At 29.7% G+C, this 14,302-nt stretch carries 11 protein-coding genes; 8 read left to right on the forward strand and 3 right to left on the reverse strand.

Translation table 11 applies throughout. The annotated features are described in order from the left end of the window. Positions 1–171: 171 nt before the first annotated feature. The gene (pgi, locus tag BUA86_RS09550; protein ID WP_072932190.1) at positions 172–1,824 is read right to left on the reverse strand and encodes a glucose-6-phosphate isomerase; all 1,653 of its coding nucleotides are present in this window, start codon (positions 1,822–1,824) and stop codon (positions 172–174) included. 229 nt (positions 1,825–2,053) lie between these two features. Between pgi and BUA86_RS09555 the strand changes: the two genes are divergently transcribed. The 5 genes from BUA86_RS09555 to BUA86_RS09575 all read left to right on the forward strand — a co-directional run bounded on the left by BUA86_RS09555 (position 2,054) and on the right by BUA86_RS09575 (position 6,931). Next, a complete protein-coding gene (locus BUA86_RS09555) occupies positions 2,054–2,809 on the forward strand; it encodes a lysophospholipid acyltransferase family protein (RefSeq protein WP_072932192.1) in 756 nt (251 codons plus the stop codon). Next, positions 2,797–4,647 carry a M1 family metallopeptidase gene (locus tag BUA86_RS09560; protein WP_072932194.1) on the forward strand — a complete coding sequence of 617 codons (1,851 nt, stop codon included), beginning with the start codon at positions 2,797–2,799 and terminating at the stop codon, positions 4,645–4,647. Before BUA86_RS09555 ends, BUA86_RS09560 begins: the two co-directional genes overlap by 13 nt. 4 nt (positions 4,648–4,651) lie before the next feature. Beyond that, complete coding sequence (gene rnhA, locus BUA86_RS09565) at positions 4,652–5,125, forward strand: ribonuclease HI (RefSeq protein ID WP_072932196.1); 474 nt, start codon at positions 4,652–4,654, stop codon at positions 5,123–5,125. Between the two features lie 30 nt (positions 5,126–5,155). Next, positions 5,156–6,061 carry a hypothetical protein gene (locus tag BUA86_RS09570; RefSeq protein ID WP_072932198.1) on the forward strand — a complete coding sequence of 302 codons (906 nt, stop codon included), beginning with the start codon at positions 5,156–5,158 and terminating at the stop codon, positions 6,059–6,061. Between the two features lie 99 nt (positions 6,062–6,160). After that, complete coding sequence (locus BUA86_RS09575) at positions 6,161–6,931, forward strand: DUF3108 domain-containing protein (RefSeq protein ID WP_072932200.1); 771 nt, start codon at positions 6,161–6,163, stop codon at positions 6,929–6,931. Positions 6,932–6,987: 56 nt separating this feature from the next. Here the strand turns inward: BUA86_RS09575 and BUA86_RS09580 are convergent, their stop codons facing one another. Further along, positions 6,988–8,013: a hypothetical protein gene (locus tag BUA86_RS09580; protein ID WP_072932201.1), complete on the reverse strand. Its 1,026-nt coding sequence runs from the start codon at positions 8,011–8,013 to the stop codon at positions 6,988–6,990. A gap of 186 nt (positions 8,014–8,199) precedes the next feature. Between BUA86_RS09580 and scpA the strand changes: the two genes are divergently transcribed. The 3 genes from scpA (at position 8,200) to BUA86_RS09595 (ending at position 13,883) form a co-directional block, all read left to right on the forward strand. Then, positions 8,200–10,332, forward strand: a complete 2,133-nt coding sequence (scpA, locus tag BUA86_RS09585) for a methylmalonyl-CoA mutase (RefSeq protein ID WP_072932203.1) — start codon at positions 8,200–8,202, stop codon at positions 10,330–10,332. Between the two features lie 239 nt (positions 10,333–10,571). Next, positions 10,572–11,081 carry a hypothetical protein gene (locus BUA86_RS09590; protein ID WP_072932205.1) on the forward strand — a complete coding sequence of 170 codons (510 nt, stop codon included), beginning with the start codon at positions 10,572–10,574 and terminating at the stop codon, positions 11,079–11,081. Between the two features lie 54 nt (positions 11,082–11,135). Further along, complete coding sequence (locus tag BUA86_RS09595) at positions 11,136–13,883, forward strand: TonB-dependent receptor (protein WP_083580339.1); 2,748 nt, start codon at positions 11,136–11,138, stop codon at positions 13,881–13,883. An 82-nt stretch (positions 13,884–13,965) separates the two neighbouring features. Here the strand turns inward: BUA86_RS09595 and BUA86_RS09600 are convergent, their stop codons facing one another. Beyond that, positions 13,966–14,298, reverse strand: a complete 333-nt coding sequence (locus BUA86_RS09600; protein ID WP_072932208.1) for a hypothetical protein — start codon at positions 14,296–14,298, stop codon at positions 13,966–13,968. Positions 14,299–14,302: the final 4 nt, after the last annotated feature.

Here is a 14,302-nt window from a genome sequence, read left to right on the forward strand (position 1 = left end):
ATTAAAATAAAAAACAAGTGTTTTTAGATATTTAACTTAAAAATAAGGGGGTGTTTATTAAAATAATTAAAAATATAAACATTTTAATTGATAAATAAGGGGGTTAAATAAAAAAAAGAGATGTTTTTAACTAAAAACATCTCTTTTTACATATGGTTTGATATTAGAAAATTATTTTCTCCAATATTTATAGGCGTTTATTAATCCATTTGTAGAAGAATCATGAGATTCTACTCTCTCATCATTTTCTAACTCTGGTAAGATGACATTAGCTAATTGTTTACCTAATTCCACTCCCCATTGATCAAAAGAGAAAATGTTCCAAATAACACCTTGTACAAAGATTTTATGTTCGTACATCGCAATTAAGTTTCCTAAAACTTTTGGCGTAAGCACTTCATACATGATAGAGTTAGTAGGACGATTTCCTTCGAACACTTTAAATGCAGTTAAAAAGTCGATTTCTTCTTTTGTTTTTCCTGCTTTTTTCAACTCATCGATAACAGTTTTTTCATCTTTACCAAAAGCTAAAGCTTCTGTTTGAGCAAAAAAGTTAGATAATAATTTTGCATGATGATCTCCTAAATCATTTAAAGAATTAGCTCCAGCAATAAAATCGGCTGGAATTAACTTTGTTCCTTGATGAATTAATTGATAGAATGCATGCTGACCATTTGTACCAGGTTCTCCCCAAATAACAGGACCAGTTTGATACTTCACTTTTTCTCCATCGCGACCAACATATTTTCCATTACTCTCCATATCTCCTTGTTGGAAATAAGCAGCGAAACGAGATAAATATTGTTCGTATGGTAATAAAGCAACAGATTCAGCTTTAAAGAAGTTATTATACCAAATTCCAAGTAAAGCTAATACAACAGGAATGTTTTGATCTAAAGTTTCTGTTCTAAAATGGATATCCATTTCATGAGCTCCTTCTAATAATTCTTCGAATTTATCAAATCCAACACCAAGACAAATACTTAAACCTATTGCGCTCCATAAAGAATATCTTCCACCAACCCAGTCCCAAAACTGAAACATATTGGCAGTGTCAATTCCAAATTCAGCTACTCCATTCGCATTTGTAGACAATGCAACAAAATGTTTTGCTACATCAGCTTCAGTTGCTTCAGATTTTAATAACCATTCTTTTGCAGAAAAAGCATTGGTCATTGTTTCTTGTGTAGTAAATGTTTTAGAAGCAACAATAAATAATGTTGTTTCTGGATTAATAGATTTAAAAGTTTCTGCTAAATGTGTTCCATCTATATTAGAAACAAAATGAAGATTTAAACGTGTTTTATAATATTTTAAAGCTTCTGTAACCATTACAGGTCCAAGATCAGAACCTCCAATACCGATGTTTACAACATCTGTAATTTCTTTACCAGAAAAACCTTTCCATTCACCAGAAATAACTTTTTCTGAGAAAGATTTCATTTGTTCTAATACCTCATTAATTTGTGGCATTACATCAACACCATCAACTAAAACTTCTTCGTTAGAACGATTACGAAGAGCAGTATGTAGAACAGCTCTTTGCTCTGTTTGATTGATGATATCTCCACGGAACATTTTCTGAATTGCTTCATCTACGTTCATTTCTTTAGCCAAATCAATTAAAAGTTGAATTGTTTCAGCAGTAATCTTATTCTTAGAATAATCTACTAATAAAGATGGGTATCTAATTGAGAATCCTTCGAAACGGTGAGTATTTTGTTCAAATAATTCTTTTATTGATGTTTTTTCTATTACAGAAAAGTGTGTTTTTAATTTATTCCAAGCTGTTGTAGTTGTTGGATTGATTGTGTTTAAAGCCATTTCTTTGTGTTTTTTCCCTTAACAAATTTAATCATTTCAAATTCTTTTCAAAGCATTTATTTTTATCCTTTTGTTACGAATTAGATTTAAAGAGATAAGATTATAAGATATAGGATTAGAAGTTTTGTATGTTTTCTAAAATAAGCAGTTGATGGTAAGTGTTGTTTATTTTCACTCATCATTTATCACTTTTCATTTATCTTTGGATTTTAGAATAATAAAAACTTTCATGAAATACATTAAAGGATTCTTGGTTCTTATTTGGCGAATTTGGATGATACTTTTAGGTTCAATTTACGTTTTAATAATAGGTGTTTTTATCGTTTTGCCTTTAGCTAATTTCGATAAAACTTTTCCATACATCTATCCGTTAATAAGATACTGGGGAAAATTTATTTTATATGGAACAGGATTTAGAATAGATTATAAAAAATTGGTTCCTTTAGATCCGAAAGAAAATTACATTTTTATAGCTAATCATTCATCCATTATGGATATTATGCTAATGTTGACTATTCTAAAAGATCATCCAATTGCATTTGTAGGCAAAGCAGAATTGCTTAAAATTCCTATATTTGGGAAGATTTTTGAGCGTATTTGTATTCCTGTGGATAGAAATAGTGCAAGAAGTAAAGCAAATGTTTATCCTGAAGCAAAGAAAAAATTAGATAGAGATTTAAGCATCTTTATTTTTCCAGAAGGAGGAGTTACGAATGAAAAAGAGTTTCAGATTTATTTGGATAAATTTAAAGATGGAGCGTTTAATATCGCCGTGGAAACTAAAACTCCTTTGGCAGTGATCGCTATTCACGGATTAAACAAAATGCTTCCTTTTAATTGGTTTAGAGGATATCCAGGGAAAATAAAAGTGAGATTATTAGCAACTTTTGAAACTAAAAATCTCGAATCAAAAGAAGATAAACAAGCGCTAAAAGAAGAAGCTTTCAATACAATTTTAAAAGATTTACAACAATGCAAAAACTAGTTTATATAACGTTAGGAACTTTATTCGTAATGATAGGTTGTAACAAACAAGCAAGTTCTTCTACTGTGTTAGAGGCAAAAGACAATCAAACATTTGCTGATTTAGATAAAGCACTAATTAAACATTTAAGTTTAGACATTGAAACAGATTTTGAGAAAAATATCATCACAGGATCTGCTCAATATACATTTGAAAATAATTCGGCAAAAGAACTTATTCTAGATACAGAAAAACTAACAATAGACTCTGTTTTATTAGCGAACGGTAAAAAAACACCTTTTAAATTAGGAGAGAAAGACTCTATAAAAGGTCAAGCATTAATTATAAATGTTTCTCCAAAAGATACAATAGTAAAGGTTTTTTATAAAACCTCTCCAAATGCAAATGCTTTACAATGGTTAACGCCGGCGCAAACACACGATAAAAAACATCCATTTTTACTGTCTCAAGGGCAAGCAATTTTAACACGTTCTTGGATTCCAATTCAAGATACACCAAGTGTTCGTATTACGTATGATGCAAAAGTAAAAGTGCCAAAAGATTTATTAGCATTAATGAGTGCTATTAATCCAAAAGAAAAAAATGCAGATGGTATTTATACATTTAAAATGCCACAAGCAATTGCTCCTTATCTTATTGCTTTAGCTGTTGGTGATGTAAATTATCAACCTATAGATAATAGAACTGGAGTTTATGCGGAACCAGGTTTACTAAAAGCAGCTGCATGGGAATTTGCAGAAATGGGAAATATGGTAACGACAGCAGAAAAATTATACGGGAAATATCCTTGGGGACAATTCGACGTACTTGTTTTACCTCCGTCTTTTCCTTTTGGAGGAATGGAAAATCCTCGCTTAACATTTGCTACACCAACAGCAATTGTGGGAGATCGTTCTATGACAAACCTTATAGCACACGAATTAGCACATTCCTGGTCAGGAAATTTAGTAACCAATTCTACTTGGGATGACTTTTGGGTGAACGAAGGGTTTACAGTTTATTTTGAGCGTAGAATAATGGAAGAATTAGAAGGAAAAGATTACGCTGATATGATTTCTGTTATTGGATTTCAAGACTTAGAAACTTCTATGCGAAATCTTCCAGAAAAATATACTTCACTTAAAGTTGATATGAAAGGATCTAATCCTGATGATGCTTTTTCTGATGTGCCTTATGACAAAGGTTATTTATTTCTTAAGATGTTAGAAAGTAAATATGGAAGAGAAAAATTTGATAAATTCTTGAACAACTATTTTTCTTCTCATGCTTTTCAAACAATGACAACAGAGAAATTTGTAGAATATTTAAAGAAGAATTTAACTGATGGTGATGATAGCTTTGTGCAAGAGTGGATTTATAATACTGGTTGGCCAAAAGATTTAAATAAACCAACTTCTAAATTGTTTGATGCTGCTGAAGCCCAATTAGAACAAGATATAGAAAACGGACGAAATAATGTAAAAGCTATAAAAGTGGCTATTTCTACAAAGTCAACAAATGAATGGGTTCATTTCATTCGTCAAATTGATGTAAAGAAAAATACAAAAGAAGATTTAGCTTATTTAGATGCTATTTATGATTTTACAAATTCTAAAAATCCAGAAATTGAGTGTGCTTGGTTTGAGAAAACAATTCTTTTAAACTATGAAAAAGCAAACCCAAATACAAAAGAGTTTTTAGTAAACGTAGGAAGACGTAAATTTTTAGAACCTCTTTATTTAGCATTAAAAGAATCTCATCAATTAGATTTTGCGAAAGAAATTTACAAAGAAGCTCGACCAAATTATCATTTTGTAGCTCGTCAAACCTTTGATGCGATGTTAAATTATCAACCTTAATTTTATGGCAATTGTAGCATATACAGATGGCTCTTCTTTAGGAAATCCTGGTCCAGGAGGTTATGGTTGTATTCTATTAGAAACGGAGAAAAAAGTAAAGAAAGAACTTTCTCAAGGTTTCCGTAAAACAACAAATAATAGAATGGAATTAATGGCAGTTATTGTTGCTTTAGAAACATTAAAGTTTACGAATACTGAAATAACAATTGTTACAGATTCTAAGTATGTTGTAGATGCAGTTGAAAAACGTTGGGTATTTGGTTGGTTACAGAAAGGCTTTAAAGGAAAGAAAAACGAAGACTTGTGGCGTCGTTTTCTACAGGTTTATAAAATACATAAAGTAAAGTTTCAATGGATAAAAGGTCATGCTGGTCATCATTGGAATGAAGAGGCAGATAAATTAGCTGTAGCAGCGGCTAATAATCCCGAAAATTTTAAAATAGATTCTTACTTTGAAATACATCAAAAAGAAGAATAATTTTCTACTTTTGCTACAGACAAAAAAAGTATGAAAATCTATTTGGGATTTCTCCTATTACTATTCATTTCAATATACAGTTGCTCGCCAAATAATAAGAAAGAACAAGTTATTTATTTTGGAGGAAGAGTTGCGCATGCCGAATCTGACAGCATATATTTATTATTAAACAATCGAGAAAAAGCATTCGCTTTAGATTTTGATGGAAATTTTTCTGATACCATTCAAATACAAGACGAAGGGTATAAAAAACTTTCTATAGATCGTGAAGAGTTTACACTTTATATTGTTCCAGGTGATAGTTTAATTCTAGATACAGATTTAAACCAAATAGAAACACGATTTACATTTACTGGAAAAGGAAGCAATAGAAATAATTATTTGATTAGTAAAAGTTTTAAAACAGATGCTTTTTTGTCACATAATAGCGAGTTATTTCGTTTGTCTCCGACAGCGTTTCGCAATGAAATAAAAACCTTTAATGACGCTCTTCTTAAAAGTTTAGATAAAATAGATGTTAGTTCAGCTTTTATAAATAAAGAAGAAAAAAATCTAAATTACGACTACATTAATTTTTTATATACTTATAAAGATTCCTTTAATTATTACAATCCTACTTTAGAACAATTACCAATTAATTTTTTAACGGAATTGGAACAAATGGATTTAGATAATGATGAAGATTACAGAACTTATCAAAGTTATAGAGGAATAGTCTTAACAGATTTACAAGAGAAGTTATACCAAGGTTATTCAGCAGACGCTTTATTGCAGAAAATAAAAAGTACTTCCATTAAAAATGGTTTTCTAAGTGCTCTTATTTATGAGTTAGATCCAAAAGATCCTAATAGTGAAGTTGTTTACAAAGCGATAAAAAAACACTGTACTTATCAGCCTTGGTTAGATGAAGCTGATGAGCGAATGAAAAAGAATTAAAATATTTTATCAAAATAAAAATAACGTCTTTATGTGTTGACATAAAGGCGTTTTTGTATTTTTGGCAAACAATTTGAACTAACCTAGAAAACCAATTGAATGAAAAAATACATCATATTTTTCACATTAATTATAATCTCATTTACATCATCATTAAATGCTCAATCCAATTTTAAAGCTGGTGAGTTTTTAAAATTTAGAATTCATTATACTGGATTAAATGCAGGATATGCAACAATAAATGTAGAAGATGTAACATTAAATGGGAAAAGTCATTATCATATTATCGGTAAAGGTAATTCGAGCGGTGCTGTTCGTGTGTTTTTTAAGGTAGATGATAATTATGAATCTTATATTGATAAATCGACAATGAAACCGACAAAATTTGTCAGAAATATTGTAGAAGGAAGTTATAAAAGACATCAGATTTATTATTTTGATCATGCGAATAAAAAAGCAAAAGTTGAAAATAAAAAAGATGGAAGTATTAATACAGAAACAATTCCTTTTGATGCACAAGATTTGTTATCGGCTTTTTATAATTTGAGAAATCAAGACTATAAAAAAATTAAAACAGGAGACTTTTTAAACCAGAATATTTTCTTAGGAGATGAAACGTTAAAGTTTAGATTAAAAGTTTTAGGAAGAGAAACTTTAAAAACAAAGTTTGGAAAGATTAGTGCAATAAAGATTCGTCCTTATGTACAATCTGGTCGAATTTTCAAAGAATCTGAGTCAGTTACAATGTGGATTTCTGATGATGAAAATTTAGTGCCGCTAAAAATTAAAGCGGGATTGATGGTAGGATCTTTAAATGCAGATTTAGACGATTTTAAAAATCTAAAATCACCAATCAAGTTTTCAAAATAAGAGTTTGCTCTAATTCTTTTAAAAAATAAACCCCACAATTGGTGGGGTTTTTATTTTTAATCATTTGCTTCTAATAACAATTGTTTTAATTCTGCTCTAATAGCCGATTTATCGCTATTTTTTGGAAACTCACCAATGTAAAAAGTTTGTTGAGGAACTTCATGGCTTTCCAACTCATCTTGCGGAATATGTATTTCTTCTATAAATCTACTTTCTATAACTAAAGTAACAACTTCTTCTCCTGTTTTTTTACTAGGAAACCCTAATACACAAAAGTTTAAATTTATATATTGATCTAATTTTTGTTCAATTAATTCAAAATTAATTAGACTTCTACTTTTTCCAATTCTATATTCGCCAGTAGAAAGAAATCTAAATTTATTATCATCCGTAATGTAAACTTGTCTTTCAGTATTTAAAGGCTCATCTTCATAAATAGAATTCAAAACAAGGTTATTTTTTTCATCTTCAGACAATTCTACTTTATCTAAAACAGTAAAATTAAGATCATCTTCTTTTTTAACACCAACAGGAAAACCGTTTACAACATAAATAGAATAAAAAGTAGGTTTCTCTAATTCCTTTAAATAATTTGGAATGTGTTCACCAGATAATGCTATTTTTTTAATACGCACCAGTTCCGAACTAGAATTTTCTACATGTTTTCCGTTTATATATGCATAATCTATTGCAAACCCAATTTGGTCTTGTTCTTCTCCTATGTATGGAATTTTTATCTCCTCAAGATTATCACTACAATATAAATCTAGTTTACCTTCTATGGCTTGTACTAAACTAATTTTTCCATCATTGTCTAAAACCGAAGAGCTCAATAAAGCAGTATCTCCTCTTTTTAAACCTAAGAAATTATTTAATGATTGAAATGTAGCATTGGAAAACTCTCTTTTAAAAACTGATTTATACAAGCTATCATTTCGTTGATACAGAAAATTAATTGTTGAGGTATTATTTTCGTAATTTTTTAAAAAGTCAAAAATATCATTCTGCCATTCTAATGTGCTTTTCCCTTCAAACTCTGCTAAAATTTCAGGGATCGTTTTTTTACTAAACTCTAATTTCATAGTTGATATATTTTATAGTTAATAGATACGATTATAATTACTTATTAATTATGCAATAACTTGACCAAATTTTTTTCGAATGTTATTCTTATGAATTAATTTTTATGAAATATTTATTACAAGAAACACCTTTTAGAATTTATGAAATATTATAAAAGCTAACTGATAATTAGTTATATTAGCTAGATGAATCGCAAAACAGATTTTTCGAATTTACGATTTAAACGAAATCTAAATTCTAATCCATCTCATATAGAAAACTTCGAATTAGATAGTTTACAAGTAAAAAGTGATTATAGTTACAATGATGTAAAAGATTTAAAACAGATAGATTTTTTACCAGGTGTAGCACCATATCTTCGTGGTCCTTATACCACAATGTATGTTCGTCAACCATGGACAATTCGTCAATATGCAGGTTTTTCTACGGCAGAAGAATCGAATGCTTTCTATAAAAGGAATTTAGCTGCAGGTCAAAAAGGACTTTCTGTCGCATTCGATTTGGCTACACATAGAGGATACGATTCAGACCATGAACGAGTGGTAGGTGATGTAGGAAAAGCAGGTGTAGCAATAGACTCTGTAGAGGATATGAAAATTTTGTTTAATGAAATTCCATTAGATAAAATTTCGGTATCAATGACAATGAATGGAGCAGTTTTACCTATCCTAGCTTTTTACATTGTAGCAGCAGAGGAACAAGGAGTCTCAGAAGATTTACTTTCAGGAACAATACAAAATGATATTCTGAAAGAATTTATGGTACGTAATACTTACATATATCCGCCAACACCATCAATGAAGATTATTGCGGATATTTTTGATTATACTTCTAAAAATATACCTCGTTTTAATTCTATTTCTATCTCTGGCTATCACATGCAAGAAGCTGGTGCAACTCCAGTTTTAGAAATGGCTTATACATTAGCAGATGGATATGAGTATGTAAAAACAGGTTTAGAGGCAGGTTTAAAAGTAGATGATTTTGCACCTCGACTTTCTTTTTTCTGGGCAATTGGAATGAATTTTACCCAAGAAATAGCGAAAATGAGAGCTGCAAGAATGCTTTGGGCGAAATTGATGCAAGAATTTGAACCTAAAAATAATAAATCGTTGATGTTGAGAACGCATTGTCAAACATCAGGATGGAGCTTAACAGAACAAGAACCTTACAATAATATTGGAAGAACAGCTATAGAAGCACTTGCCGCCGCTTTAGGTGGAACACAATCTTTACATACAAATGCATTAGACGAAGCAATTGCTTTACCAACAGATTTCTCTGCCAGAATTGCTAGAAATACACAAATCATATTACAAGAAGAAACTGAGATTTGTAGAACAGCAGATCCTTTTGGAGGAAGTTTTATGATAGAATCGTTGACAAACGAAATGGCAAATCAAGCTTGGGAATATATTCAGGAAGTTAGAGAGCTTGGAGGAATGACAAAAGCAATTGAAGCTGGAATTCCAAAAATGAGAATAGAGGAAGCTGCTGCAAAAAAGCAAGCTAAGATTGATGCAAGCGATATTGCGATTGTAGGTGTTAATGCTTACCGATCTAAATTAGAACAACAAGAGTTTGAAATATTAGAAGTTGACAACACAACAGTTCGTCAAAAACAAATAGATCGACTTAATAAAATAAAAGCTGAGCGAGATAATGATGCTGTACAAGATATTTTAGCTCAATTAACAAAAGCTGCAGAAACTGGTGAAGGTAATTTACTGGAACTTTCTATTGAAGCGGCAAGAAGAAGAGTAACTTTAGGAGAAATATCTGATGCTTTAGAAATTATTTTTGGTCGACACAAGGCAATAACAAGAGGAATACAAGGAGTTTATGCTATGGAAGCTGGTAAAATGAATAAGTTTGAAGAAGCCAGAAATTTGGCCGACGAATTTGCAGAAGAAGATGGACGTCGTCCCCGCATAATGGTTGCAAAAATGGGACAAGACGGTCATGATCGTGGAGCAAAAGTTGTTGCAACATCTTTTGCAGACATGGGATTTGATGTGGATATTTCACCCTTATTCCAAACGCCTGCTGAGGTTGCAAAACAAGCAGTAGAAAATGATGTGCATATTCTTGGAATTTCATCTTTAGCTGCTGGGCATAAAACGCTAGTTCCGGAAGTTGTGAAACAATTAAAAGAATTTGGTAGAGAAGATGTTTATATTGTTGTGGGAGGAGTTATTCCACGTCAGGATTATGATTATCTTTACCAAAATGGTGCTGATGCTATCTTTGGTCCAGGAACCAATTTGGCAGAATGTGCCTGCGAGATTTTAGAGAATTTATTAAAATCGTCTAAATAAATCTATTTTAGTAAAAAGTATTCCTGTCATTGATAGGAATATTTTTATATTTATATACAGAATTTGTTTAATTGACTACAATTTTGATTCATTCTGAGCCTATCAAAGAAGAATAAAGATTTCTATAAAATGTTTCGATAAGCTCAACATGACAAATTATAGTAAAAACAAGTTATTATTAGAAATTATTGAATAGAATAATATAAAATTAAACAACTTTACTACAAAGCCTTTATATAATGAATAAAAGACTTCGATATATTGCCATTATAATTTCCATTCTTTTTATTGCATGGTTTTTACTTTATTTTTTAATTGGAGATTTGATTAGTTTAGAATTTAGCAATACTAATTTCTCTAGAATATTCCCTAAAATCTTAACATTCTTAGCATCTGTAAGTGTGTATGTATTATTCTTGTTATCAATTAAGAAAAGTAGCGGTTGGAGTTTCTTTAATGTAATGAAATTTGTTTTAGGAATTGTAGTTGCGTTAATTCCTTTGTTGGTTTTTGAATATTTAAGTATAGACAATTGCCCGACTTGGAAAATGAATAAAAAAGATAAAAAAATTATATATCAATCTGTATCGTCAGCTTCAGAAACGATAAGATTAATTGAAATAGATTGCCCTAACGCTAACAAAAAAACATTAAAAACGAAACGAGTAATGCAAATAACGCCTTTGTTTATAACATCATCTGAAATTGATACATTGAAAATTTCAGATAAAAACTGGAAAAAACTTTAAAATAGGATTAAACGCTTGTAGAATAATAATGTCTAACAAGATGAAATTTGCCTTATGATGAAGTTTATTATTGCTTTATTTTTTAGCTTTTGTGCTATTTTTTCTTTCGGACAAGAAAAAAAAATTATTATTACTGGAAAGGTTACAGATGCTTTAAACTTACCACTAATTGATGCTGATGTTTCTTTAAGAAGTAAATCAGATTCTACAAAAATATTGTCTGTATTCACAGATGAAGAGGGCGCGTTTAAATTAGAAATCTCTGCTCAAGATAATAAAAGTTATATTCTTATTAGTGATCCATTAGAAGGAACATTTAAAAAGGAATTCGAAACGATAAAAAATAACATAGACCTTGGTACAATTGTTATAAACCCGATGGTTTATGATTTAAAAGAAGTTGTTATAAATAATGTAGAAGCTATTGTTGTAAAAAACGATACAATAGAATATAATGCAGGTTCTTATAAAGTAAAACCAGATGCAAATTTAGAAGCTTTATTGCGCGAATTACCTGGTTTTGAAATGGACGATAATGGTGCAATTACTGTTAATGGAAAAGATGTAAATGAAATTTTAATTGATGGAGAATCTTTTTTTGGGACAGATGGAAAAGTTGCATTAGAAAATTTACCAGCTGATATTATAAAGAAAGTACAAGTATCTGATTTTAAAACAAGAAATGAGAAGTTTTCGGGAGAACGTTCCAAATCCAATAAATCATCATTAAATATTACACTAAAAGAAGATAAGAAAAAAGGCTATATGCTAAAAGCTACCGGAGGTTTTGGAACAAACAACCATTACGAAGGAAGTATAATGGCTAATTATTTTAAAGGAAATAGAAGATTAAGTTTAATAGGTTCTTCTAGTGATATTACTGCTTCTGGAATGGTAAATGGAGAAGGTTCTAGAGGAAGAGGAGGAATGGGAAGAAGAAGTTCTAACGGAATTACAACAAATACATCTGTAGGATTAAATTACAACGATCAGTTAAATGATAATTTAAAAATAGGAACAGATTATAGATTAAATCATTCTTATAATAAAAACGAAAATTTAACTCGTCAGCAAAACCTTAATCCTGACAATATTTTTACTACAACTTCTAATAATAAAACTAATAACGAAACATATGGGCATAATTTCGGTACCAATTTAGAGTACACGAAAAATAATACGAAGATTTTTATTTACCCATCGTTTAATAATTCATCATCTACAAGTACTACAATTGGAGATAGTGAAAGTGTAAATGAAGATGAGGTTTTAAAAAACACAACGACTTCTAATAATAAAACTAAAACGAACGCCAATTCATTTAGTAATTTATTGTCTGTTTATCAAAGATTTAAAAATAAATCTTATTTAGATTTTAGTTCAACAATTTCTGTAGGAAAAACAGATGCAACGACACGAGAAATTTCGAGTGCAATTTTTTATGATGACTCCAGAGAGAATACAAATCGAAATGTAAACACAAGTAATATTTCAAAAAATAATTCGTACAATTTCGATTTAAAATATACTTTACCAATTACAGATTCTATTAATGTGTCTGTTGGTTCAGCTTATAATTTCTCTGATTCGGAAACAAATAATTATTCGTTGAATTTTAATGAGGCAACTGGACAATTTGAAGATGTCAATACAGATTTAACACGCTTGTTTTCTACAAAAGCGAATATTATTAATCCTTATGCTCAGTTTTTATTGAATAAAGCAAAACTATCTGCTACATTACAGCTTGGAACTAATATATACAAGCAAGATAATTTTGGTGTTTACAAAGGTAGTTCTGAACAATTAACGATTAATGAAATTTTACCTCAATTGGAAGGAAACATTCGTTATCAGACAGAAAATAATATGTGGATGTTGATGTATAACTATACAACAAGTTTAGCATCGTCATCTCAATTATTAGCAATAGAAGATCAATCATCATTAACAAGTACAATAATCGGTAATCCAAATCTTAATCCGAACAAATCTCACAACATCAACTTAATGTTCGGAAATTTTGATCGTAAAACACGCCAAGGTTTTAATGCAAATTTAGGGTACACGTATAATGAATCGAGTATTGTAAATTCTATTGTAACAGATGAGAATTTAACAAGAAGAATTACATACGAAAATGTATCAGGAAATTACAGTTTAAATGGAAATTTCTCTTTTAATAAACAATATCAAAAAGGAGTGAATAAGTTTCGTGTAAACTTTGGTCTTTCTGCTGGTTATGGATTAATACAAGGATTAAACGAAGGTTTAAAATATGAAGCATATAATACTAGAATTTCGCCTAATTTGAGATTAAATTGGGATTATGGAGATTATTTAACGATTTCACCATCTTATCGTTTAAATTTCACAAAATCTAAATACGAGAATTATCAAATAAACGGACAAGATAATGTGACACATAATCTAGGAATAAGAACAATAACAACTTGGCCTAAGAATTTATCTTGGACAAATGATTTTAGTTATAATTATAACTCGAGAATGGCGGCAGGTTTCACAAGAGATTTCTTTTTATGGAATACAAGTTTAACCTACAGATTTTTTAATGACAAGTTAGAAGCTGGTGTAAAAGTTTATGATATTTTAAGCCAAAATAATAGCTTTACAAGAACTATTTCTGATCAGTATATACAAGACCAACAAAATAATATTTTAACTCGATTTGTAATGTTTACATTAACGTTTAATCTAAATCAGTTCGGTGGAAAATCTAACCGACCAGATAATGGAAGTCGTCCTAATGATGGAAATAGAGGTGGCAGAATGAGATTTTAGAAAAGTATTATGTAATGAAAAATCTAAAAAAAAAGGTGATTATGAAGCAAGCTCATAATCACCTTTTTTTATTTTAATAATGTTATTTATTATCCATCATTTTTACTAATTCTTGATACTTATCGTAAAGCCATCCTTTTTGATGTGAAGCATAAACTAGTTTAAGTCTTTTTCTTTTTAGATGAATAATTAAGTCTTCATCATCATGCGAAATGATTGCTCTTCTATTCAAGTCTTTTCTACAATCATACGTTTCAAATACTTTTTTAATATCTGTACATGTTTTTTGAAATTCATCTTTACTAAATGAGGATTCTTTAACCTCACTAATTTTTTCATTATATCTATTATCCTGCGAAAAAGTAATACTTGCTAATCCAAAGAATAATAAAATAAACATAACTGCTTTTTTCATAAAT

This window comes from Chishuiella changwenlii (genome assembly GCF_900142565.1).
Classification (GTDB): Bacteria; Bacteroidota; Bacteroidia; order Flavobacteriales; family Weeksellaceae; genus Empedobacter; species Empedobacter changwenlii.

Bases quoted from the DNA above. Each gene is read 5' to 3' on its own strand.
- BUA86_RS09600 (WP_072932208.1), bottom strand. From the start codon at position 14,298: ATGAAAAAAGCAGTTATGTTTATTTTATTATTCTTTGGATTAGCAAGT.
- rnhA (WP_072932196.1), top strand. From the start codon at position 4,652: ATGGCAATTGTAGCATATACAGATGGCTCTTCTTTAGGAAATCCTGGT.
- BUA86_RS09580 (WP_072932201.1), bottom strand. From the start codon at position 8,013: ATGAAATTAGAGTTTAGTAAAAAAACGATCCCTGAAATTTTAGCAGAG.
- BUA86_RS09575 (WP_072932200.1), top strand. From the start codon at position 6,161: ATGAAAAAATACATCATATTTTTCACATTAATTATAATCTCATTTACA.
- BUA86_RS09560 (WP_072932194.1), top strand. From the start codon at position 2,797: ATGCAAAAACTAGTTTATATAACGTTAGGAACTTTATTCGTAATGATA.
- BUA86_RS09595 (WP_083580339.1), top strand. From the start codon at position 11,136: ATGATGAAGTTTATTATTGCTTTATTTTTTAGCTTTTGTGCTATTTTT.
- pgi (WP_072932190.1), bottom strand. From the start codon at position 1,824: ATGGCTTTAAACACAATCAATCCAACAACTACAACAGCTTGGAATAAA.
- BUA86_RS09555 (WP_072932192.1), top strand. From the start codon at position 2,054: ATGAAATACATTAAAGGATTCTTGGTTCTTATTTGGCGAATTTGGATG.
- BUA86_RS09570 (WP_072932198.1), top strand. From the start codon at position 5,156: ATGAAAATCTATTTGGGATTTCTCCTATTACTATTCATTTCAATATAC.
- BUA86_RS09590 (WP_072932205.1), top strand. From the start codon at position 10,572: ATGAATAAAAGACTTCGATATATTGCCATTATAATTTCCATTCTTTTT.
- scpA (WP_072932203.1), top strand. From the start codon at position 8,200: ATGAATCGCAAAACAGATTTTTCGAATTTACGATTTAAACGAAATCTA.